This window comes from Ignavibacteria bacterium, from assembly GCA_017302895.1.
In the GTDB taxonomy this organism is placed as follows: Bacteria; Bacteroidota; Ignavibacteria; order Ignavibacteriales; family Ignavibacteriaceae; genus UTCHB3.
The window spans coordinates 115339-140520 of record JAFLBV010000004.1 but is presented as its reverse complement, the minus strand read 5'-3'; the positions used below and the strand labels follow the sequence as shown (position 1 = coordinate 140520).

At 39.9% G+C, this 25182-nt stretch carries 19 protein-coding genes; 13 read left to right on the top strand and 6 right to left on the bottom strand.

The window, feature by feature from the left end; translation table 11 throughout:
- Positions 1 to 3 precede the first annotated feature (3 nt).
- The 12 genes from J0L60_14840 to J0L60_14785 all read left to right on the top strand — a co-directional run bounded on the left by J0L60_14840 (position 4) and on the right by J0L60_14785 (position 15312).
- Positions 4 to 3909: a hypothetical protein gene (locus tag J0L60_14840; GenBank protein ID MBN8547408.1), complete on the top strand. Its 3906-nt coding sequence runs from the start codon at positions 4 to 6 to the stop codon at positions 3907 to 3909.
- Positions 3894 to 5342, top strand: coding sequence for a hypothetical protein (locus tag J0L60_14835; GenBank protein ID MBN8547407.1), 1449 nt, complete (start codon positions 3894 to 3896; stop codon positions 5340 to 5342). Before J0L60_14840 ends, J0L60_14835 begins: the two co-directional genes overlap by 16 nt.
- Before the next feature lie 116 nt (positions 5343 to 5458).
- A complete protein-coding gene (locus J0L60_14830) occupies positions 5459 to 6025 on the top strand; it encodes a TerD family protein (protein ID MBN8547406.1) in 567 nt (188 codons plus the stop codon).
- Positions 6026 to 6099: 74 nt separating this feature from the next.
- A complete protein-coding gene (locus J0L60_14825) occupies positions 6100 to 6666 on the top strand; it encodes a TerD family protein (protein MBN8547405.1) in 567 nt (188 codons plus the stop codon).
- A gap of 33 nt (positions 6667 to 6699) precedes the next feature.
- Positions 6700 to 7350, top strand: coding sequence for a TerD family protein (locus J0L60_14820; GenBank protein ID MBN8547404.1), 651 nt, complete (start codon positions 6700 to 6702; stop codon positions 7348 to 7350).
- 15 nt (positions 7351 to 7365) lie between these two features.
- Complete coding sequence (locus J0L60_14815; protein MBN8547403.1) at positions 7366 to 8535, top strand: OmpA family protein; 1170 nt, start codon at positions 7366 to 7368, stop codon at positions 8533 to 8535.
- Positions 8536 to 8664: 129 nt separating this feature from the next.
- Positions 8665 to 11586: a calcium-translocating P-type ATPase, PMCA-type gene (locus J0L60_14810; protein MBN8547402.1), complete on the top strand. Its 2922-nt coding sequence runs from the start codon at positions 8665 to 8667 to the stop codon at positions 11584 to 11586.
- 84 nt (positions 11587 to 11670) lie between these two features.
- Positions 11671 to 12024, top strand: coding sequence for a hypothetical protein (locus J0L60_14805; GenBank protein MBN8547401.1), 354 nt, complete (start codon positions 11671 to 11673; stop codon positions 12022 to 12024).
- Between the two features lie 158 nt (positions 12025 to 12182).
- Positions 12183 to 12512 carry a hypothetical protein gene (locus tag J0L60_14800; GenBank protein ID MBN8547400.1) on the top strand — a complete coding sequence of 110 codons (330 nt, stop codon included), beginning with the start codon at positions 12183 to 12185 and terminating at the stop codon, positions 12510 to 12512.
- A gap of 47 nt (positions 12513 to 12559) precedes the next feature.
- Complete coding sequence (locus tag J0L60_14795) at positions 12560 to 12943, top strand: hypothetical protein (protein MBN8547399.1); 384 nt, start codon at positions 12560 to 12562, stop codon at positions 12941 to 12943.
- An 18-nt stretch (positions 12944 to 12961) separates the two neighbouring features.
- Positions 12962 to 13339, top strand: coding sequence for a hypothetical protein (locus J0L60_14790; GenBank protein ID MBN8547398.1), 378 nt, complete (start codon positions 12962 to 12964; stop codon positions 13337 to 13339).
- A gap of 242 nt (positions 13340 to 13581) precedes the next feature.
- Positions 13582 to 15312: a GIY-YIG nuclease family protein gene (locus J0L60_14785; protein ID MBN8547397.1), complete on the top strand. Its 1731-nt coding sequence runs from the start codon at positions 13582 to 13584 to the stop codon at positions 15310 to 15312.
- 8 nt (positions 15313 to 15320) lie between these two features.
- Here the strand turns inward: J0L60_14785 and J0L60_14780 are convergent, their stop codons facing one another.
- The 3 genes from J0L60_14780 to J0L60_14770 all read right to left on the bottom strand — a co-directional run bounded on the left by J0L60_14780 (position 15321) and on the right by J0L60_14770 (position 17963).
- A complete protein-coding gene (locus J0L60_14780; GenBank protein MBN8547396.1) occupies positions 15321 to 16067 on the bottom strand; it encodes a response regulator transcription factor in 747 nt (248 codons plus the stop codon).
- Complete coding sequence (locus J0L60_14775) at positions 16064 to 17101, bottom strand: histidine kinase (protein ID MBN8547395.1); 1038 nt, start codon at positions 17099 to 17101, stop codon at positions 16064 to 16066. Before J0L60_14775 ends, J0L60_14780 begins: the two co-directional genes overlap by 4 nt.
- A gap of 133 nt (positions 17102 to 17234) precedes the next feature.
- A complete protein-coding gene (locus tag J0L60_14770) occupies positions 17235 to 17963 on the bottom strand; it encodes a hypothetical protein (protein MBN8547394.1) in 729 nt (242 codons plus the stop codon).
- A 387-nt stretch (positions 17964 to 18350) separates the two neighbouring features.
- Here J0L60_14770 and J0L60_14765 point away from each other — a divergent pair, with 387 nt between their 5' ends.
- A complete protein-coding gene (locus tag J0L60_14765; GenBank protein MBN8547393.1) occupies positions 18351 to 21929 on the top strand; it encodes a vitamin B12-dependent ribonucleotide reductase in 3579 nt (1192 codons plus the stop codon).
- 125 nt (positions 21930 to 22054) lie between these two features.
- On the opposite strand, the gene J0L60_14760 is transcribed toward J0L60_14765, so the two are convergent.
- From J0L60_14760 to J0L60_14750, 3 genes are read right to left on the bottom strand one after another with little or no spacing between them, the layout of a single operon-like run.
- The gene (locus tag J0L60_14760; protein ID MBN8547392.1) at positions 22055 to 22735 is read right to left on the bottom strand and encodes a response regulator transcription factor; all 681 of its coding nucleotides are present in this window, start codon (positions 22733 to 22735) and stop codon (positions 22055 to 22057) included.
- On the bottom strand, positions 22732 to 24639 hold the full coding sequence (locus J0L60_14755; protein ID MBN8547391.1) for a hypothetical protein: 1908 nt from the start codon (positions 24637 to 24639) through the stop codon (positions 22732 to 22734). The genes J0L60_14760 and J0L60_14755 overlap by 4 nt, the downstream gene beginning before the upstream one ends.
- A gap of 15 nt (positions 24640 to 24654) precedes the next feature.
- Positions 24655 to 25137, bottom strand: a complete 483-nt coding sequence (locus tag J0L60_14750) for a hypothetical protein (protein ID MBN8547390.1) — start codon at positions 25135 to 25137, stop codon at positions 24655 to 24657.
- Positions 25138 to 25182 lie beyond the last annotated feature (45 nt).

Genomic DNA, 25182 nt, shown 5'->3' with positions numbered 1-25182 from the left:
AAAATGTCTGAGAAAACAATACAATCATTAACAATCAGATCGACAGAACACCAACCCGGTGTTGAATATAAGTGGTCAAAACTTTCGGCACCAGAATTTTTCATAAAAAACATAGAGATTCCTGAGTTAAACTCTGATAAAGAGGGAGCAACCAGTATCAATTTAGGTTCTATTGTGTCGGGTATGCCCTCAGTTTTTGCAAGGGCTAATTTATTTAAAATTGCATTGGAAAGTTTATCAGACACCAATATTAAAGCAAAGGGGATGTTGTCGTTTTACAATCAGTTAATAAGTGAATGGAGAGGGTTCTTAAGTTGTATTGCTCTCAATTATTCTGATTTGTCCATTGATAGAGTATTTCTAAAATATAGTGATGGCAAAAGCTTAGGTGAGACTGAAAATATTTATGAACCATTAGGAGCTTTTGGGAATGTCCTCTTTGATCGGAAAAAATTGTGGATAGACCAAACCCGGTCAGAGAATCAACCTGATAATTTCCCATTTATTGATGTCATCAGCTATAAAGGAAGTGTTGTGGGAGGGACATCCCCCGAAAGTTTTATTTTTACTTCGGTATCCTATCACTTGGATGAAAAGCAGGTTTTCCTTAGAAATGGGAAATTCGTTGACCCACTTGAATCTGATTTAAATCCAAAAGAACTTAATATATTATATGGCTATTGTAAGCATCTACTGAAGAAAATATCTGGTTTTCGCAAGCATTTTTCTAATCTACAAGAATCTGACACGCCAAATTATTCAAACCTGATAAATAATTTAGAAGACTGGGCGAATGGAATGTTGAACTATTCTCGTCAGAAGGGTTGGCAAAATCCTGTGGAAAAGACCCCAGAGATAGCGTTATTCGAAAGCCCGTTCAACATAATCTTCAATTATTCAACCCAATTATTTGGTCTAAATGGTGTAATCTCTGATGATGAGAACCAAGAGGGGGCAATTGCCTTTAACCCTGAAGAACTTTTACTCCCCGAATCATCCCAGATATTACAGATCGGACTTCCAAACGGTGAAAGTAATCCTGACTTTTTAAAGAATCATCCGATTCTTTTTCTGAAAGCAGAACGAACTGACAGATCAGGTTTTTACGCTTATTTTGGGTTACCGTTGTCTACGGTGGCTCTCAGCGTTTTTGATAATCACATGGATGCAATTTGCGGATTAAAAGACGATTCTCATGTCAAATCCAGAATCATCGCCTTTTATGATCCAAGTGGTGAAGTGGAAAAACTAAATGTTACTCTGAAGATTGTTGATCGTTTAGGGAAGGATACCGAAATAAAGAGAACTTACTCAATTGGAGGTGAAATCACTGGAAAAGATTTGGTTTTATGGCCCGATTTTATTTCTAAACAATGGCAACGGTATTTTCTGTATAGTGAACTTCCTCACAATGGTGTTCAATTTCAAGCAACACCATTTGTTGGCGATAAGGATGATCCATTTTTCAGGATAATAAGAGATAATAATGGTTTGCCTGAATACATTGTAGAAAATGGAAGAGTAGCAAATCTTCCCGAAAACAATAAAGCTCAATTATTGATCGAATCAAATTATAAAGTAGCTAATTCATACAAATATGAAGTTTATGAGAGTAATCAGCCTTACAAAGGCATTAAATTTTCAATTGGCAAGAGTGAGAATATATGTGGGTTTGCACTTGTCAGATATGATGAACTTGGAACTATCAACGGACTTCCAAAGAATTGGCTCACAAATAATGACAGAGACCTCGTACCGGCAAATTTAGGCGTGGATTTTGGCAGCACAAACTCTTCGATAGCTTATTGGTCAGAATCCGACCCTTCCAGAATTAATAGACCGTTTAGGTTAAAAAATCGAAGGGTTTCTCTTCTCACCGATCAAAAGAGCAAAAATTATGATACCCCATCTGAAGAAAAAGAGTTGTTTTTCTTTCAGGGAGAAGAAGTGCCGACTAACGCAATTAAGTCAGTTTTAACACTTCATGATTATAAAAGAATTGCGAACTCTGCCAGTTTGGTTGATAATCAATTAATGGAGAAAGATATTGTCGGAGGATTTCCTTGTTTTTCTCGAAATCTACCAATAGAAACCTCAAACGAAAACCGTCATATCTTAAATCTTGTTGGGGGTGCTGGAATTACGGAATTGGTACACAACATGAAATGGTCAAACAAGAGCATCGACAAAAGCCATAAAACAGCCTACTTGCGAACTTTAATACTACATGTCTATGCACAACTCTTCGAAGAGAATCATGAACCAGTATCAATCAAATGGTCATATCCATCATCAATGCCAAAAGCCTTATTACATGATTATTTTGGAATATATAAAAATCTTGAGGATGTTAGTCCAATTGTCAATGGTAAAAAAATGGAAATTTACAGGCCATCAGACTTGGAAATTGAAAATGACAAAGGCGAAACTCCATGGGGAACTGCTGAAGATAACGAAATAAACTCGAATGCATATCCAAATAATGATTCTGTTAGTACTTGGAATCTTCCTACTAATAATGATACATCCACTTCATGGGACAGCGAGGTCTCTTCGGAATGGGAAAGATCTGAACGCTCATCGGAAACTTCAGGGTGGGGTAGTAATCGAAAAGCTACAAAAAAACAATTTATGGACATTAAAACGGATACTGGCCCATTAAATTTTCAATTTAAGGAATTGGGGAATAATGAATCTCTTACTGAAGCGTGTGCAGTTGCAAATTATTTCCTTTTAGATTATCCTGTTAGACCAGGTGAACTGCTTCTGATTTTTGATATCGGTGGCAGTACTACGGATATTAGTGTGATTTGCCCATTGGATGGTGGTTCGAAGGCGATGATTAAGCAGAATTCTATAAGATTTGCTGCTCAAAGAATAGCTCAAGCAACAGGATATTCAAAAAATTTCCAATCTGTCTTACTTCGAGTCTGTGAGAAAAAGAAATTCAAATTATCCGGTCTTCATACATCACCCTACAAATATAATAAGGAAACTGCACCTTTTTACTTTGAACAGATTGTTGACAGATTGGATGATTCCGATTATGGCGATTTCTATAAGTTGATTGCTGCCGAATGTAAGGAGTTGATGATTGTAAATCTATATGTAACTGGTCTGATAATGTACTATGCAGGACAGTTAACTTTTAAACTTAGAAATGAGATTATGAGATCTGAGGACTTTCCTCATAAGATGAAAAATTACCAACCAAAGATTAATATTGCTTTTGCTGGAAAAGGGGCTAGAATATTCGATTGGCTGGAGGCAGGTGTAAATGCAAAAACAGCCCGGGATTATTTTACTCAAATGTTTATTAGAGGAATAGGTGGAGAGAACATTGCCAGGAGCACTATTTCTCCAATAGATTATACAAGAGGCATTATTATAAATATTAATCATCTAAAAAAAGATAACAATTCAGATGTAAAGTATGAAGTTTCGAAGGGATTAGCTATACCCACTTTTAATACACGAATGTTGGTTCCCGAGAATAAACAAGCAATTGAAATCTTGGGAGAAGAAGGGTTTTGTGTATACACATCGGAGGGGGACAAAAAGTATCTTGGCTACGGAAATTCAGTTACAAGTGAAATGATGGAATTTATTGGAGATTCATTTGTTTGTTCACCACCCGACCCTCGTCGTCCATGTCCAAAGTTTATGGATTTTGCGTATTTATTCAATAAAGTATCTCATTCTCTTTTTGGTTTAGATGTGAAAGAAAACCAATTTCTCGAGGCTTTCGCAAATATGAATATTGAATCGTACATAAAGCAAGATCCAGATTATATTGAGGCTAAGAAAAATAGAGCTAATGAGAAAAAATTTGATTATGTCGCACCAATAATTATTCTGGAGGGGATGAAGTTCTACGAAAAATACTTGCTGGAATGGATGAAGAAGTAACCTCGATGAGTTATTCAATTCTAATCAAGGTATCTCGCAATAAACTAACTTTTTGGTATCAGAAAGAGGGTAGAAGGTATTTACCTCTTAAATCCGATGAAGGGAATGAAATACCACTCTTTTTTTATTCCAATGGAAGTGATTTCATAATGGGAGGTAGTGCAAAAATTAGAGTCGATCAAAACGATCCCCATGCCTTTTCGGATTATTTTGACATCATCAGAAAACCTCTTTTTTATTCAAGAATGGGTGAATCCAGACAAGCTAAACAACTGCTATATGATGGAATTGAAAAATATCTTTTTGACCATTTCTTGAGTGGAATTTTATTCACTCAGGAATCAATCGAAAAGTACAGATCATCACTTTGTCTTAGATTTTGGTTTGACATAGACATAGAGGAACATGAGCAGATTTTAGTGCAAGGTTTGTTTACTGAAGCTGGATATAGCAATGTTGCAAAAATAGATTTTTATGAGTCACTACTTGCATATCTTCGAAATTGCAATCTTCTTGAAAATAAGAAAGATATAATAGTTCTGAATTCATTATTTAACAATTTGCACATTCAGTACATCACATTACCGGAAAAACAACTTAAGCATTCTGATTGTTTGCTAGGCTGTGGGTCTGATCCGAGGCTTTCAATTTTTGCTCAAACCATTATTGAATATATCAAAAACAATAGAAGAGATATAGATTCGGAAAATGAAATTAAATTCATAATCCCTACTATTAGTAAATTTCTTAAATCACCTAAAATTCTCATTGAGGGGGATGTTCAACTTTCATCTGGAGAAGTACATAAATTTCGAGTTAGACTCCATCAATTAGAACAAAATATGTTAGGCCATAATGGATTTGGAAAGATTTTCAACTCACTGGAAAACATTGTCGAGAGATTCAAGATATCGTTGAATAATCTGCTGGTTCTAGTAATTGATCCGGAAATAAACACCGAATATTTCATTCAAAAGTTAGGATCCAGATATAATGTTAAAGGGGTTGACGATGAAACATACGATCAAGTAATAGATCTAATATTTATGGATATCGAAGCCAGTGGTTATAGTCTTGCAAACGACAGTACAGCTCACTCGCCCTACAATCAATTTAATCTTCCAACTCCAAAACTCCCTTCTTCACCTGTTGCACCCCCGCTTCCAAAGCCGGTGAACAAACCAGTTCCACCTCCGCTTCCAAAACCTGTTGCACCCCCGATCCCGAAGCCGGTGAATAAACCAGTTCCACCTCCGCTTCCAAAACCTGTTGCACCCCCGATCCCGAAGCCGATGAATAAACCAGTTCCACCTCCGCTTCCAAAACCTGTTGCACCCCCGATCCCGAAGCCGATGAGTAAACCTGTTGCACCACCGATTCCAAAACCTGGGGCTCCTCCGGAATTGCCTCCAATACCGAAGGCAAAAAGATAATGATTGGAAGTCTAACAAGAGCAGAGGTAAATCTGATGAAGGATCACCAATAACTTTAAAGTAAAAAATTACAATAAAAAACAGAATAATTCATTAATTAATAGGAGCGAAATATTATGGCAATAAATCTTGAAAAAAAACAAAAAATCAACCTGTCGAAGGCTAAACCGGGATTGCAAAATGTGTTTGTGGGGCTTGGTTGGGATACAAAAAATGATGGTGGACCAGATATAGATTGTGATGTTGCAGTACTTATGCTGGGTGAGAATGGAAAGTTTCCTGATGATGAATATTTCGTTTTTTATAATAACAAAACCAGTCCGGATGGGGCGGTTATCCATTCAGGAGATAATCGTACGGGTGCAGGAGAAGGTGATGACGAAGCCATTCATATTGATCTAAATAGAGTCTCCTCAAAAGTCGTTCAGATCATTTTTTGTGTTGTAATACATGAAGCTGAGGAAAAAGGTCTCTCTTTTGATCAAGTCGAAAACTCATTCATTCGAGTTGTGGATAGAAATAGCAATTCGGAGATATGTCGTTATGTTTTAAGTGAACAATTTAGAGGTTACGACACAGTAAGCGTAGGTCGTCTCTACCGTTTTGGGTCAGAGTGGGAATTTGAGGCTTTGGATCAGCCATACAAAGGTGGTTTACAGACACTTGTTGATGCTTTTATTTAATAGAACATAACTGAGAATGATTAAAGATTTGAAGTTTAGAGAATAAATATGATTAATGAATAAGGAGTTGAATCATGGCGATTAATCTCGATAAAAAACAAAAATTCAATCTTTCCAAGGCTGCACCTGGTCTAAACAATGTTTTTGCAGGCTTGGGATGGGATACAAGTATAATAAATGGTAAAGCAGTCGATTGCGATGTCTCTGTTTTTATGCTTGGTGAATCCGGTAAAATTCCTTCAGAGGAGTATTTTGTTTTTTACAACAATCTACAGAGTCCGGATGGTGCTGTTAAGCACATGGGTGACAGTCGGGAAGGTGTTGGAGAAGGAGATGATGAAGTAATCCAATTGACTTTGGATCGGGTGTCACCTCATGTTGTTCAGATATTCTTTACGGTGACAATTTTCGAATCTGACACTCGAAGGCATTCATTTGGAAATGTTGATAATGCATTTATCAGGATTTGCAATCAAGCAAATGGAGCAGAGTTGTGTCGTTACACTTTGAGTGAAAATTACAGTGAGGCAGATTCCCTCATCATTGGCAGATTATACAGGTCTGGGAACGAGTGGGAATTTGAAGCCATGGGCGAACCATGTGCCGGTGGATTGGGAGCATTAGTAGATTTCTACGCTTAATAAAATTCTTAAAAAGAAAGAAAAGAGGACAGTATGAGTTTCAATCTAAAAAAAGGTGATAGATTTGACCTTGCTAAAGCAGCACCCGGACTAACAAGAGTAAGAGTTGGTTTGGGATGGGATCCAAATGAGGAGCCGGGCGGACCGGATTTCGATCTGGATGTATCCGCATTTTGCATAAACAGTAAATTCAAAATTCCATCAGACAGTTATTTCGTTTTCTACGGTCAAGTTGCAATGGGTAATTGTATAGAAGATGCGAATGAAAAGGGACTTTTTCGTCCCGCCACTGAAGATGGTGCCATTTACGGTGCAATAGATGACCCGGATGGAAGACGCAGTGATGGAGATGACGATGAAGATATGCTTATTACCCTTAACAAGGTGAGTAAAGAAATTGAACAGATAATTATTTGCGTAACGATATGTAAATACCCAAACGACAATAACAAAGATAAGAGAACATTGCAACAAAATTTCGGGATGGTAAATGATTGCTATGTTCGTATTGTCGATGATGCAACTGGCAAGGAGCTCTGCAAGTACGAACTCAAAGAGAAATTCAGTAACGAGGATGCTGTTGAGTTTGGTCGTTTGTTCAGAGTTGGTAATTCCTGGGAATTTGAAGCATTAGGAAGAGGAAACCAGGGAAGTCTTCAAACTTTTGTTAACATGTACACTTAAGAAGGAATTATTGTTATGGTCTCAGATAACTCTTCCGCAACTGGCAAAAATGAAGATAAAGGCAACCCAAAATTTAATTTATCAAAGAATAATGCAGCTGCTGAAAAACAATCAGGTGACAAATTCAACCTTTCGAAAAGCAATCCTGAACCTGCCGGTCAGGGGAACTCGAAACCTTTAAATTTATCAAAAAATACTTCGGGTAGTTCGAGGCAAGCAGGAGTAGCCGGATTTAATTTAAGCAAATCCGATAATGCACAGGGTTCTGGTATCGACCATGCAGAAGCTGGAGAGGTAAAGCCAAAAACGATCGATATAAAGAAACCTGAAGAAAAAGTGGATGACAAAAAGGAAGAAAAAGTTCCTTCAGGAGGGGCAAATCCCAAGCCAATTGACCTAAAAAAAACTTCCGAAAAAACCGCAGGGAAGGAAGTAAATGTAAAACCTTTTGAAGAGAAGGGAAAATCAAAAATCGCCTTTTGGGTATTGGGTGTGGCAGCGGTGATTGTTTTAGTTTTTCTGTTACTTCCAGGCAAGGATAAAAGCAAGGAAACAGTAAAACCGGGAAATCTGGCGGATACAGAATCAGCGACAAATAACCCCAACAATGATCAGGCTGGTAAGCAAGTGTCAGGTGACCCTGCACAAAGCACGACTTCGAGCAATCCTGAGAGTTCATCTGCAGATGGCAGCAAAAAAGCTGATAATGGAACAGGGCAAAAAACCGATTCTGAAACCAAATCCGGCGCCAAAAGCGGAGCAAATGATGCCAATCCAGCAGGAAAAGAAGGAAATACTCCGCAGTCTTCTCCAACAACCAATCCTAAACCTGCGGAAAAATTAACGCAGACAGCTCCCCGAGGAAAGGTGGTGTATAATTTCGGTTATAATGCGGCTGCAATTGTGTATCCAAATAAAGAACTGAATGACCTCGTTGAACAATTAAAGAAGAACCCTTCTTCGAAATTGACGATAGTTGGATTTACTGATAATACCGGCTTGGAAAAGTACAATCAAATTTTATCCGAACAGAGGGCAATGGCATTATATTATTATCTCCTTAATAATGGAATTGCTGCTAACAGAATGAAAACGCTTGGAATGGCGGATAAAAATCCCCTTTATGATAATTCAACAGAAGAAGGAAGAAATGGTAACCGTCGAGTCGAATTTACTATCGAATAAAGAGATGAGACTAATCTTTCTTCTTTCGTTTGTCTGAAACAATGTGTTAAAATAACAGGTGGTGGTTGTTGACGAGCTAATTGTTCAACCACCATCTAAAATTAAATAAAATTAAATTAGGCGAAATATATGGAACCCGAGAGTCACTCCAAGTATATTGGACTTTCTTCATTGCAAGTTGAAGAAAGCAGGAAAAAGTTTGGTGCGAATGTTATAACACCACCTGAAAAGGAACCCTGGTGGAAATTATATCTGGAAAAGTATGAAGATCCGGTTATACGGATTCTGATGATAGCTGCTGTGATTGCTATCTCTGCCGGAATTTTCGATGGTAAGTATTTGGAAGGCATAGGAATTATGATCGCCATTTTCCTTGCTACAACAATGGCTTTTCTAAATGAATACAAAGCAAACAAAGAATTTGATATACTCAACCAGGTTAACGATGATTTCCCTGTTAAAGTTATAAGGAATGGAGCCTACGATACCATCCCCAAAAGGGATGTCGTTGTGGGTGATATCATTCTATGTGAAACAGGTGAAGAAATTCCTGCTGATGGTGAGCTACTCGAAGTCGTTTCTCTCCAGATAGATGAAGGTAAATTGACCGGAGAAGCCGTTCCGGTCAACAAATTTCCAAAAAATCATCCTGAATTCAAAGCTGTCACTGACTCTCCATATCCTGAAAATCTTCTTTATAAAGGTACAATGGTCGCTGATGGTCACTGTATCATGTCAGTAACTGCTGTTGGTGATAAAAGTGAAATCGCAAATATTGCTTCGGCAGCTACCGAAGAAAATGAGAATAAGACCCCTCTAAATCAACAACTTGAAAAGTTAAGCAAGCAAATTGGAGTTGTAGGACTCGGTGTTGCAGCACTTACTTATGGCGCCTTAATACTAAAAGATTATCTTAATGGGATACTCTTATTAAACGGGAGTCAACTCTATGCATCAATTATCCTACATCTTTTCATATCGATAGCTCTGATAAAAGTTTGGCTGCCAATTTTCTACGACTTTCTGGAATGGATTGGATCATCCGCAAATCCACCGGCATTTCTTGACGAGGAAGGTCTGTCTCCATGGTTAAAGAATCTGGGTTATGGAGTGTTAACCCTGCTCATATTGGCCGGAGGAGGATTCATGATTAATATTTTACCGGGTGATATAAAGTCATGGATTCCGGCTTCAGTTCTTTCCCAATATTTAGAATATTTTATGATTGCAGTTACAATAATTGTCGTCGCTGTCCCGGAAGGACTGGCAATGAGCGTTACTTTGAGTCTTGCATACAGTATGAGAAAAATGACTGCAAGTAACAATCTTGTAAGGAAAATGGATGCTTGTGAAACGATTGGGGCTGCAACCTGTATTTGCTCAGATAAGACAGGAACTCTGACTAAGAATGAAATGAATGTCTACCATGCCAAATTCCCCGACTTTATGGGTAATGGAAATGGAAACGGGCTATCGCTGATAGCAGAGGCAATTGGATGTAATTCTACAGCAAACCTCGGAAACAATGAAAGTGGCACCAAAAAAGTCATTGGAAATCCTACAGAAGGAGCTCTCCTCCTCTGGTTGAATGAAAAGGGTTATGATTACCTTTCTGCCAGAGAAAATTTTGAAATAAAGCACCAGTGGACATTTTCTAATGAGACAAAAATGATGGGGACTTTGGGCCTCTCACCTTTGACCAAAAGAGAAGTGTTACATATAAAAGGTGCTCCCGAGATAGTATTGAACAAATGTTCAAATATTGTTACTCAAACCGGAGTCGAAAAACTTAATGGTAAGAAAAATGAGATTATCAGGGAAATGAGCGAATATCAAAAAAGGGGTATGCGTACAATAGGCGTTGCGTTTCAGGAAGAACCTAAAACAGATATTTTGCCAAAACTCAACGACCTGACCGATGACTTCGTCTGGCTTGGTTTTTTTGCTATTGCGGATCCGATTAGAGAGGAAGTCCCCGGGGCAATTCAGGCATGTAAAGAGGCCGGAATTGATGTGAAGATTGTTACAGGCGATAACGCTGACACTGCAGCGGAAATTGCTCGGCAGATAGGTTTGCATGAATATACTCGAAAGTCCTTTGTTCATTTATCAGGCACTCAATTCTCTCAGAAAACAGATGATGAATTAGTTCCAATCTTACCCAATCTTGCTGTTCTATCAAGAGCTAAACCAATGGATAAGCTAAGACTCATCCGACTTTTGAAGGCTAACGGTCATGTGGTAGCTGTCACCGGAGATGGAACAAATGATGCTCCTGCTCTCAATCAGGCAGATGTAGGTTTAGCGATGGGAAAAAGTGGTACTGCTCTTGCGAAACAGGTTAGTGATGTTATACTGCTTGATGATTCGTTTCGAAGTATTGTCAGTGCTGTCAAGTGGGGTCGCTCACTATATGAAAATATCCAAAGATTTATTTTATTCCAATTAACGATAAATGTGGCAGCTCTCGGAATTGCTCTATTGGGCCCGTTTTTGGGGGTTCAACTTCCATTGACTGTGACTCAGATGCTTTGGGTAAACTTGATTATGGATACTTTTGCAGCTCTTGCTTTGGCTACGGAACCTCCACATGATAATGTTCTTAAACGGGAACCCCGCTCCCCGGAAGATTTTATTGTAACAACTCCAATGGCAAAACAGATATTTGGCATAGGGGCTTTATTCCTGGTAATTCTGGCTTCTTTTCTGATTTATATCCAGAATGATGGAAAAGTTACTGATTATGAGTTATCTCTGTTTTTCTCCCTTTTCGTAATGCTGCAATTTTGGAATCTTTTTAATGCAAAATGTCTTAATGTCAGTAATTCGGCTTTTAAAGATATGTTCGCAAATAAAAGTTTTGTTGCAATAGCTACAAGTATTTTTTTCGGACAGATATTGATCATCCAATTCGGCGGACACATTTTCAGAACTGTTCCCCTCTCGTTCATTGATTGGTTTTATATAATTGGTTCAACTTCATTAGTACTTTGGGTTGGGGAGATAATTAGATTCTTTAAGCGTAAAAACGAAAATATGGGACTAACCTGAAATGAAAATAAAAAGCAAAAATTCTGATATATTCAGTAAACGAAGTTTAACTTCAATAAAAACATGAAATAAGGAAAAGCCGTTATGGATTGGTTAAATATAGCTGATATGGCAATTCAGGCCGGTAAATATATTTTCTCAGAGTTGAATAGCATGAAGCCTGGAAGTGCAGAACAACTCAGGCTTCAGCGTCTCCGGCAAGCTGAGGCTGAAAAAGCCAAGGGGCTCCATTTCTATAACAATAACAAATGGCAAGATGCCGTCTACAGCTTTGAATCAGCTAAAAGGTTAAATCCGGATATAAAAGGGATAGATGGTCAATTATCCTATGCTAAAATCAGATTAGCAAGGAGAAACACGATTTTCTTTTTGATTCGGCTGTGTTGTATAATCGCAGCCTTTTACGGTATCTTCTATCTACTAATTAAAAATGGATAATTATCGAGGGTATAAAGGACTTTTAATCCATTTGAATTGACGGTATGTAAGGTCAGAATCGATTATTAAAGTTGATAAATTAGCCTTAAGAAAATAGATGTTTTCTATGAAAACAAGATTTATTTTACTTTTCAATATTCTAACATAAGAGGTCTAAGATGAAATTTATTCTTAAACAAGTCGGTCTTATATTGTTTTATTATATAGTTTTTGGACTTATTGTGTCTATCTTCATTTATCCTTCTGCTGATTCACGATACGAAGGTTGGTTAGGCGCTATATTGGGTAGTGTTCATGGTAGTTTCGTGCTTCAGAATTGGGTAATTTCTATTTTTAACTCGACACGACTCGTTAAAGCTGTTGACCATGATACTTGGTATTTAGTCTCCTGGTGGTTTGGAATTTTAAGCACTGTGTATTATTTACTTAAAGAACCAGTAGTTCTATATTTGAAGGTTAAAGGGGTTCTTAATGAAGAAATATTTTGAATCATTGTTGATAACATTTAAAATAGCAACAAATTATGGAATGCCTTATGTTCAATTATAAAAGAATGTCTATTATAACAATCATGATACTTTCCTTGCTTACAGGCTGTTCTGGAAGTGAGGAACCAAAAGTTGATTACCGAGTTGCGAATAATTTTTTAAGAATGCAAATTAATGTATTAAAAATTCAGAAGTGGGCAAATTCGCCTCAATCCTATAACGAAGCACAGATTTTAGAAATCCTCGCCGACTTAAAATCGTATCTTATTCTGCTCAGTGCCAAAGAGCTGGAGGATTTTACTCCAGAGTTAAAAAAAGAGTACATGCGCGTTCTGAACGATGCGGATGTGGCAGCAAAAAAACTAGGTAAAGAAAACGCTGATTCATTGATCGATGCATATATACCATCAAGCATTTTTAAGACTAAATAATTTGGGGAGTTAAATATCATGAAAACAAATTCCTGTAAGTATATTTTGATTGTGCTGTTACCTTTTATAATGTCTTGTTCGCCTCTTGGAAACAGCAGTACAGTAAGCAGGGATAAAACAGAATATTATATTAATTTAATGGAAGTTTCAGTACTCAGCTTAGAGATTTGGAGTTTAGCACCCAATAATGTTAACCAAAACTTGGCTACCGAGTTGTTTACAAAATTAAACACCAGTGTCCTGGATGTGCAAAAGTTAGGAGAGAATGTACATAAAGCAGACCTCCAAAGAGTGTCAAAGCTTTACATACGAATGCAATTGGTTGCGCGAAAACTTGGGAAACAAAATATTGAAGAACTATCAGCAGCATATAATATTTCGAGCAAACAGAATTAGTTCGATGTATAACTGAGAAATATAAATTTAGTACAAGCAATTGTAAGCAAGAGTAGAGAGACTGCTGAGTCCAAAATATTAAATCAACCCTGTGATTAGTTGAAAAGGATCTTTTATACAGCAACTTGAATAGCTTGTAGTTACAGAATTTCATCAAGCTTGTAAATATATTTTGAACTCAATTTGGTATTATAGCTAAATTTGGTTTAGATATAAATTGAATTTCCGGAATCACCCCCAAATTGAACTTCGAAACCCTTTATCATCTTGATGCCGACCAGGTAGCATTCACTGTTTTGGATGTGGAGACCACGGGACTTGACCCCCGGCAGGAGAAGATTATCGAATTTGCCGGATACAGGGTTGAGAAGGGGGAGATTGTCGACAGTTTTTCGACTTTTCTCAATCCGCAGAGGAGGCTTGACCCTTATATAACGATGTTCACCGGCATCAGGGATGAGGATCTTGCGGGTGCTCCGTTGTTTGAAAATATTGCATCAAAGTTGATGGAGTTTTTGTCGGAGTCTGTGATAGTGGGGCATAATATTCAGTTTGATGTGAAGTTTTTAGAAGCAGAGTTTCTGAATGCCGGGTATGAGAAATTTAATCCTGTAACATTTTGTACTTTGAGGGCAGCAAGGAGGCTGTTTCCTCAATTAAAATCGAAGAAGCTGGAATCGGTGAGGGATCATCTTAATATTCCGCCGGGTGTGACTCACAGGGCGTATTCTGATGCAATGGCAACGGCGGGCATCTTTATTGAGGTAAAGAAAAAACTTGAGCGACAATTCCAACTGATTACTTTGAAAGATGTGCTGGGATTTCAGTACATCCCGCCAAGAGATATTGCCCGAAAATTTCCGCAGACACTTTCCGAAACAGAATTTGACATTCCTGCAATTCCCGACCTCCCCGGAAACTACTGGTTTGTAGATGGCTCCGGGACAGTGATCTACATCGGCAAGTCAAAATCACTTCGGAAACGGCTTTCCTCCCACCTTATGGACAATGCCGCCGGGAAGAGCAAACTCATTTTGGGAAGTGCAACCATCTTGAGGTATGAGACCACTTCAACCGAAGTGATGGCATTGGTGAAGGAAGCCCAACTCATCAAAAAAACAAAGCCAAAGCACAACATTCAGCTCACAAACTATGGAAATAAATATTTCATCCGGGTTTCTTTACGGCACCCCTATCCCAAACTTGAGTTGGTAAACAAGTTTGAACTTGACGGAAATGATTACTTCGGTTTGTTTGGGACGAGGAAAAAAGCCGAGGAAGTGATGGAAATTGCCGAGAAATCTTTCAGGTTGCGTACATGTGACCAGAAGGAGTTTTCCAAATCAAGAGCCTGTTTTATGGCGACAATCGACCGGTGTGTTGTTCCCTGCGAGAAAGATAATTACAGTGAATACAGGGAAGAACTCAGGAAGTTTTATGATTTTATGTCGGGCAGGAAAAGTGATCTGCTCGCAGAATTGATACAAAGGATGTCCGCATATTCAGCCGAACTGAAGTTTGAGCAGGCAGCGGAAGTGAAGAAAACCGTTGATTTGCTCCTGCAGCAGGTACATAAATCATCACTGTTGAGGGAGCCGGTTAACAAAGCGAATGTCTGGATATCAGTTTCGGGAGACGGGGGAGTAATGGATCATTTCCTTCTGCTTCAGGGGAAAGTTTATATCAGAAATTTTTCATCAGGGGGTTACGATAATTTCGAAAATGCTCTTGATGACTGGTTTGAAGGAAACGAAAGACTTGATTTGCAGCCAACCGATGAGGATTACGAAAGGATGCGAATTATTCTGAACTGGGCAGCTCAAAACCGTGACCGGGTAAAGATTTACTATCTCTCCGAGTATCAGACAAAAATTCAGCTTTTCAAAAAAATGTCAACTGTCGCGTTGAGCCAACCGGATTACCGCGAAATATCGGGAGAGATTGACATTACGAGGTTGAATCTCAATATATGAGTTACAAATCAGGAAATAATTGTTTTTAAATTTTTAAAACCGGTACGGCTGACAGGCAGCTCGCCACCATTCTTTAAAATTACCCTGTAGTTCTCATTTCCATCATTCAAAACTTTATCGAGAAAGTCCAGATTAAGAATAAAGGATCTGTGAATTCGTGAAAAAACCTTTCCATCCAGTTTTTCCTCCAGATTTCTCAGTGTCCCTTTTTTCAGAAATTTCTTATTTTTGGTATGAATTGAGACATAATCATCCATCGCCTCGAAAAAGAGAATATCCTCAACTTTAATGATTACGAAATCGCCTTTGTCTTTTACCGAGATAGTGGAGATGAATGGCGCTGTTTCCTTTCTGAGACTTTCAAGTGAGGCGGCGTATTCGGAATTTATGTTTTTAACGGCTATTCGTGAAATTAATTTGTTGACAGCATCAATAAACCTCTCGTACTCAACCGGTTTCAGGAGGTAATCGACGGCATTTTTCTCGAATGCTTTTACGGCAAATTCATCGTATGCAGTGACAAAGATAATAAACGGGGGATTCTCGAGGAGTTCAAGCAGACCGAGTCCTGAAATACCGGGCATTTGGATATCGAGAAAAACGACATCCGGCTGCAATTCATTGATGAGAGTCAGAGCCTCCATGCCGTTGCGTGCTTCGCCGGCAACTTCCACAATCCCCGAGTCGATGCAATATTTTTTTACAAGCGACCTTGCGAGAGATTCATCATCGACAACGAGAGCTTTTAATTTCATTTATTCTCCACGGGGATCAGGATTGTTGCAGTGTATGAATTTTCTTTTTTCGAGACTGAGAAAGAGCCATTCTCGGGAAAGTGGAGCCTGATTCTGTCCCGCACATTTTGCAACCCCACACCCAATCCGGTTTTTTTTACATCCTGCACAGTCTCAAGTCCGTTTCGTATCTCAATTTTCAACATTTCATTCATGATTTCAGAGGTGATATCTATCTCCACGGGTACGGTTGACGGTTGAACACCGTGTTTAATGGCATTCTCAAGAACCGGTACGAGAATATAAGATGGGACGGGCACCATTTCAGAATCTTTAGAAACTGATATCTTAACGATCATTTTCTCATCAAATCTGACCTGTTCGATATCGAGATAGCGCTTTATATTTTCGATTTCCTCATGAAGGGGTATTAGCTCCCTGTCGTGTGATGCGAGAGCGAGTCTGATAAACCCTGCAAGTTTTTCCGTCATGACCACCGAAAGTTTGGGATCGATGTGCGTCAGAGCCGAGATTGAGTTAAGGCTGTTGAAAATAAAGTGGGGGTTGATCTGGAGCTTCATCATGTTCAATTCCGACTCGAGAAGTTTTGTTTTCAGAGCCTCCTGATTTTTTATGTTCTCGATATTCTTGAAGTATGCCTGAATCAGATAGATGAATGCTGTAAAAGTAAAGTAAAGAATCAGTCCGATGAAGAAGCGGGTGATAAAATTCTTTTGGAAAAAGGACTGATAAAAAGTGTCGCTTATCAGAAGATTGAAAATAATCAGTTTGGAAGTAATCACCCAGAAAACGGAGACGATGATACCTGCAATCAGGTGGATCACGATAAATTTTATAAGCCCGTCAAGTTCAAATTTCACGAAACGGCAGAGTTGCAGCAACCCGCCTGAAAAACCGGTCAGGAGCATTGTCGAAATTACTGAATCGGTAATTGCCTGAAGTACAGTAATTCCGGTCGTATAGTGGAGGTAAAGGGTGGAGACTGCAGCGAGCGTGATCAGCAGTATTATGATGTTCAGGGCTTTTTTGGTCAAATTCTTTATGCCGGATTAAATAAATTGAACTCGTGAAATATAACTAAAAACAGGAGTTTTTCTGAAAAACAAAAGAGGCTGCCTTTTTGGGACAACCTCTATCTGCAATCAAACAACAATTCAAACCATCAATTTAGAAAACTTTCATTTCTCCGCCACCGAAAAGGACAAGTCCCTTGATAATGAGGGTTTTATTCTCATCGACATCGTCAAGTTTGGAATAGTTGTATTTTTTGCTTGAAAAACCGCCAAAAAGCGAAACCACATCAATTTTAACATTCCAGTTGCTCGGTACTGTGAGGTCGCAGCCCCCGAAAATGACAAAGAGATCGAGGACATTTTCTCCGTCAGAAAGTTCGCAGTCACGCATAAATAACTCGGAGCCACCAAAAATAATCGTTATATTGCCACCACGGAAGTTTTTACTGTTGATTATCCTTTTGCTTCCTCCGAAGACCGACACTTCCTCTATAACATCATATTCTGAAGTGTATTGTTTTCGGTAGTCATCAGTGCCGCCACCGAGTTCAGCTTCCCGCTGTTTCTCAACATGCCGGTAGATTATGTAAAAACCGAGTGCCAGCAGAATGACAGGGACGATAAAATCCGAGTAGTCGAGATTAAAACTTTTTATCACGATACCCGCTGCACCAAGACCCATAAGCAGCCATGAAAGTGATTTCCTGCGTGAGTTTACGAAGAGGATAATTCCTATGACCAGAACGATGGTCGGAAGTGAAAAGAGGATATCGTTGATTCGGTAGCTTATGATATCCACCTCTTTAAGGAAGTAAAGGATACCGAGCACTATGAGCCCGACACCGATAAAAACCCGGGCTGTTTGCGATTGTACTTTAGCCATGACAGTTCTCCTTCTGTTGTGTGTCCGGATAAATCTTAAAATTTTCTAACCGATTTTAGTGAAAAAATGAAAGAGTGCAAAAGGAAAATCGGTGAAGTGGTGGAAGAAGTCGGTGAAAGGAGGGGAGCGAAAAAAAATATCTTTCGATTTTGCATCAATTTCAAAAGTGGCAAAAATTTAATTTGTATAAGTCCCCAAAGAGGGTTAATTTTCGATACCAAAATCTGCCGGCTGACAGATAAAAGTTTCCCTACCGCCCGGGTCGCCCTGCGACAAGAGGCAAGTTTTCAATAGAAATTTCTAGATTAGTGATCACTAACCTGAGAAGGATGTTTTTTAAATTTTTATACAATTAGTTCAACTAATTAACAGGATTTACTTTTATTTATGAAGATTTCACGACTGTTTACCAAAAATGAGACAGATGTACAAAATTTAATTGAATATGTACCACGCAACTCGGAAATACGCAATCCCGACGGGAAAATGATATTTTCGATGCAGAACATACTGGTGCCTTCAACCTGGTCGCAGGTTGCGGTTGACATTCTCGCACAGAAGTATTTTAGAAAAGCCGGAGTGCCGAAACTGCTTAAGAAAGTTGAGGAGGCCGGGGTTCCTGAATGGTTGTTGCCATCAGAACCTGATACTGATAATCTTGCGAAATTGCCCCAAAATGAAAGATTTACATCTGAGTCAGACAGTCGTCAGGTATTTCACAGACTCGCCGGAAACTGGACTTACTGGGCTTGGAAAGCCGGCTACTTTAATACAGAAGAAGACGCCAAGACCTATTACGACGAGATGTTTTACATGCTCGCTACCCAGATGGCTGCACCCAATTCACCACAGTGGTTCAATACCGGTTTAAACTGGGCTTATGGAATTACAGGTCCCTCACAGGGGCACTATTATGTTGATTATCAGACGGGACAGCTAGTTTCCTCCGATGATGCTTACACCCACCCGCAGCCACATGCATGCTTCATTCAGTCAATCAGTGATGACCTTGTCAACGATGGCGGAATCATGGACTTATGGGTTCGCGAAGCCCGTCTGTTCAAATACGGATCGGGAACCGGAACCAATTTTAGTCAGATTCGCGGATCAGAAGAACCGCTCAGTGGAGGCGGCAGGTCTTCAGGTCTGATGTCATTTCTGAAGATAGGTGACAGGTCGGCAGGAGCGATAAAATCAGGCGGTACCACACGCAGAGCTGCCAAGATGGTGTGTCTCGATCTCGATCACCCTGACATCGAAGAATTTGTAAACTGGAAGGTTATCGAAGAGCAAAAAGTTGCTTCACTGGTAACCGGATCAAAGTTGAACAACCTTCACCTCAACAACATAATGAAAGCCTGCTACGCAGAGCATCCTGAGAATGACAGGTTTAATCCGAAATTAAACATAAAGTTGCAGAGAGCTGTAATAGAGGCAAAGAAGGCTCTTATTCCGAATAATTACATTGAGAGAGTGATACAACTCGCAAAGCTCGGTTACAAATCGATAGAATTCCCTATTTACGATACCGACTGGAATTCCGAGGCTTACACAACCGTTTCCGGACAGAATTCGAACAACTCCATCAGGGTTACCAACGAATTTATGAATTCCGTTCTCGAAGATGGACCATGGAACCTTTACTGGAGAGTTGAAAAGAAGAAAGCCAAAAAGGAAAACAGGAAACCGAAGCCGTCAAAAGTGCTTAAAGCGAGAGAGCTTTGGGAAGACATTTCGTTTGCCGCATGGAACTGTGCCGATCCCGGACTGCAATTCCACACAACAATAAACGAATGGCACACCTGTCCCGAGGATGGAGAGATTAATGCCTCCAATCCCTGCAGTGAGTATATGTTCCTCGACGATACAGCATGTAACCTGGCATCGTTGAATCTTTTGAGATTTTACAATCCTGAAACGAATAAATTTAATATTAAAGCATACAGGCACGCTGCCCGTTTGTGGACAATCACGCTTGAAACAAGTGTCCTGATGGCACAATTTCCGAGCAAGGAAATCGCACAGCTAAGTTACGAGTTTAGAACACTGGGACTCGGCTACGCCAATCTCGGAGCTCTTCTGATGCAGCAGGGCATTCCTTACGACAGTGAAGAAGCTGTAGCCATTACAGGAGCCTTGACGGCAATTATGCACTTCAGCGCCTATGCCACCAGTGCTGAAATGGCAAAGGGATTTGGTCCATTTGTAAAATATGAGAAAAACAAGGATCACATGCTCCGGGTAATGAGAAATCATCGCCGTGCCGCCTACAATGTACCCGTCGAGGAGTATGAAGGATTGACAATAAAGCCGATGGGAATCGACCCCACGAAATGTCCCTCTGACCTGCTTGAAGCTGCGAGAGAGGATGCTGATCGTGCTCTCGACCTCGGCACAAAACACGGATTCAGAAATGCTCAGGTGACAGTAATAGCTCCAACCGGTACAATCGGTATGCTAATGGATTGCGATACCACGGGAGTTGAACCTGATTTTGCGCTGGTGAAATTCAAAAAACTTGCCGGTGGCGGATATTTTAAGATTATAAACCAGTCGGTACCCCCGGCACTCAAGAAACTTGGCTACAACGAGCATCAGATAGATGAGATCATCAAATATGCTGTTGGTGCCGGATCCCTCACAGGATGTCCTTACATCAATGCAGAATCGCTGAAATCGAAAGGATTCACCGATGAGACCATCTCAATCATCGAGAAACAGATGCCCTCGGTTTTCGACATTTCCTTTGCATTCAACAAATACACCCTGGGAGTCGATTTCCTGAAGAAACTTGGTGTGACGGAAGAAGAGATGGATTCGATGGATTTCAATCTTCTGCGGAAACTTGGTTTTTCAAGACAGGAAATCTCATCCGCAAACGATTACATCTGCGGTACAATGACGGTTGAGGGTGCTCCCTATCTGAAATTCGAACACTATCCTGTTTTCGACACTGCAAACAAATGCGGTAAAAAGGGAACGAGATTCCTGAAAGCCATGGCTCACATCAAAATGATGGCTGCGGCTCAACCGTTCATTTCGGGTGCCATTTCAAAAACCATCAATCTGCCTTACCACTCGACGGTTGATGATGTTAAAGATGCCTATATGCAATCGTGGAACCTCTGTTTGAAGGCAAATGCTCTCTACAGAGACGGATCGAAACTTTCGCAGCCGCTAAATTCACTAATTGATGATGACTTCCAGGAAATTTACGAATCCCACGAAGAAAACAACATTGTAAAGGTAGCTGAAAGAATCATTCACCGTTACATCGCAAAAAGAAGAAGACTTCCCGATCGCAGAAAAGGATACACCCAAAAAGCAAAGATTAACGGGCAATCGCTCTATATCAGAACGGGTGAATATGACAATGGACAGATTGGTGAGATTTTCATAGATATGCACCGTGAGGGAGCCACTGTAAGAAGCCTTCTGAACAGTTTTGCCATAGCTATTTCACTCGGTTTGCAACATGGTGTGCCTCTCGAAGAGTTTGTGGATGCTTTTGTTTTCACAAGATTCGAACCATCGGGTGTGGTCACCGGAAACCAGAGAATCAAGTTCTCAACCTCCGTGATCGATTACATCTTCCGTGAACTGGCAGTCACTTATCTGAACAGATATGATCTTGCACATGTCAGTGCGGATGACCTCCTTTCATCCACGAAAGTAAGCAAGGCCAACGAGGATTTTGAGAGCGAGGAACTTGTCAGCGAGAGCATTTATGAACTCGAACCAAGGGATTCTCCCGGCTACAGTTCAAAACTTGCAACTTCAGAAACGAAGGACACTACTTCAAAATTTCTGAACAAACAGTCGACAGCGATTAAGCATCAGGTTCAGAGAGCCATAGAAAAAGGCTACACCGGTGACATTTGCACCGAATGTAACAGCATGACAATGGTAAGAAACGGTACCTGTCTGAAGTGCATGACCTGTGGTTCAACAAGCGGATGCAGTTAATGCAGTAATGCAATAATCCAATAATGCAGTAATATTTGGCTCCGGAGGCTTTGGTTTTCGGAGCCCTTTTTTTTAATGCAGTAATGCAGTAATCCAATAATGCAATAATGGGGGTCGATTAGGTTTTACGGGACAAATTTATAGCCGGCAGAATGGATTGTAACAAAGTGTTTTGGGTTTGAGGGGTCATCCTCGAACTTTTTCCTAAGGGAAAGTATAAAATTGTCTATTGTACGAGTGGTCGGGAAACTGTCGTATCCCCACACTTCATCCAGCAGTTTGTTTCGGGAGAAAATCTCATTAGGATGTTCGAAAAAGAATTTTATAAGTTTATACTCTATGGGAGAGAGAGGGAAAACCTCACCGTTTTTGCTCAATGTCATCTCTTTGTCGTTCAATATCAAGTCGCCTGATTGATTGGATTGAATCTGAGGTATTTTGTTTCCAGTCCTTCTTAAAACTGCTTTAATTCTTGCGAGAAGTTCATTGATGCTAAAAGGTTTCGTTATGTAGTCGTCGGCTCCAATCTCGAATGCCAGTACTTTGGTAACCTCGTCATTTTTACTGGTGAGCATTATAATGGGGGCATCAGAATTTTTTGCGCGGAGTTCTCTGCAAACATCAATACCGTTCATCGTCGGGAGCATCTGATCGAGCAGTACCAAATCAAAATATCCATCGATAGCCGTTTTTAACCCTTCATTCCCGTCCCTCGCGGTGGAAATTTCATAATGTTCAGATTCGAGTATATCGGTCAGGCTAAGGCTGATTGCCGGGTCATCTTCAATCAAGAGTATTTTTTTCATAAAATTTCCTTAAAATATAACTTAAATGCTGTTCCTTCACCCGGTTTGCTTTCGACCTCAATTTTCCCTCTATGAGAGTCAATTATATGTTTTACGATCGAGAGACCAAGCCCGGTCCCGGGAATCTTTTTAAAAGTTGAAGTGGCTGTTCTGTAGAAGGGGTTAAAAATTTCATTCATCTCCTCTTCCCGCATCCCGATTCCATGATCCCTTACGGTGACGCAAGCATCACCGCCTGCCTGTATAAGCGACACTTCGATTACATTGCCCGGTTTCCCAAATTTGAGGGCATTGGAGAGGAGATTAATCATGCATTCAACAAGGGCGTCGTGATTTCCGTTTATTTGAAAAATTTTCTCCGGAATAGAGGTTTTTAGCTTAAATCCTTCACTTTTTATCTGGTACTCCATCAAATCGAGAGAGTTCTGCAGCGTATCATTTAGCACCAGGGGCGCCATGACATATTGCCTCACACCTCTTTCCATCTGTGAAAAATGGAGTACATTGTCAATCAGTCTTGTGAGCCGTTCAGTTTCACCGGTAATTACATCGAGATAATGGTTCACCTTATCTTCCGGAATGTTTTTCTTCCTTTTCATCTGTTGAGCAAGGAGATTGATGGAAGTGAGGGGTGTCTTCAGATCATGGGAGACGGAAGAGACAAAGAGCGACTTCTGTGCATTCAGCTCGACGAGTTTCTCTGCTTCAAGTTCTTTCCTGATCAAAGATTCCTTTAGCGATGCAGCCTCGATGGCATCGATAGCTGATTTTGCAAGTGTCTCGATAAAATCGATATCGTCCCTCGAAGTCTTGAATTCCGATTTTTTCTCCCCGAGCAATACGACAGCATGGAAGTTTGCGGTGTGCGCATTTTCATTAATGATCACTTTTACTTCATCACTAAACGGCAGTGGACTCATATCTTCAAAATTAATGCCCTGTTCCAAAGCATCTCTACGGGCGTAGATTTTTTCTTCGAGTCTCACATTTTCGGGAAATATGAATGTAAACTCGCGATTTTGGTAGAGCAAGCGAGGGGATGAGTTTTCCTGAAGCAACGAAATCGCAAAAAATTTATAAGGGATATTTTTCAGGATAAAATCCCCGAGGCAAATTCCGATTTCCTTGACAGTGATTGCGGATTCCAGCAGATTGCGGAATTGTACCACCATTTCTTTGAAGTTATAACGCACCATAAAAAAATTTTTATCCACCACCACTTGTACTCTGGTCTTAAGCGGCTGGAAGAAGAATGCCAGTACAAGGGTTGTGATCGTCGCAAATTCGAGTTCAAAATCCCTGGTGATATAGGTGGAAGCCAGAAAGAGTGAGGCAAAATAGATTGCCGTAAGAATTGAAACAACCGTGGTATAAACAATGCTTCGATTTAAAATAAACTGGATATCAAGGAAATGGTATTTAACGATTGAGATAGTAAAACAGACAGGAATTGAGAGCATCAGTACTGAAACCACGGACTCGGGGATAATTCCACGCCCTGTTAACCCCTGAGGGATTACCCAAAGCAATACAAATGCAAATGGTCCGATAAAATATCCTGTAATCAGCCAGAGAAGCCGCTGTTTATCTTCCCGAGTAGTCGATTTCCTGTAGGAATTTATAAAAATCGATGTTGAGGCAATCACCAGTACCACGGTCGCAATTCTACTGATGTTAAACCAGTCGATATAGTCGGAAAGGCTTTCCTGGGTCAGGGAAGTTTTAACTGAAAGATAAGAGAAAAAGTTGCCAAAAGAAACCGCAAAAGCGAAGAAATAGAGCAGAAAAAGGACATATCCCGGGTCCTTCGTTCTGTTTACCGGATAGACCAGTGCGAAATGAATAAAAAATACCGGAGTGACAACATAAGAGAGGTGGAAAATTGCTCTTGTTAAATCAGCCAAAAGGGGAATGTCAACCTATACAGACCCCCAGGTTGTAATCACGATTGCCGCTACTCCGAAGCAGCACAAAAAGAAGAGTTGTGCGTGCAGGTTACCCGGTTTTTTAATCACCACAAAATTGCCGATAAGTATAAAGACGAGTGCAATAATTACCTGTACAACAACATGGAACAGAGAGTAGAACGGCACCAAAACAAAGTCTTTTGTTGTGATTTTATCTCCTGAAAGAAGAGTAAGGGAAATGTGGTCTCCCGGTTTGAAAAAGTCGCAAACAATTTCAACTTCCTCTCTCTCGTGAACATGGGTACTATTAACTGCAAGAACGGTGGTTGTCTTTTCGAAAGCAGGGTCTTCAATCACCAGTTTCCCTGTATTATTTAGAAGCGTAACGGGAAGATCAGCTTTTGAAAGCATTTGATTTGTTGCCGGTATAAAGAGAGAAAGGACGATCAATTGGGCAAAGATACCTGCCACGACGAGCGTCCTGTTATCAGTCATTAAAGTCTCGATTAAGTCTTCCCCAAATTATAATATTTTTCTTTA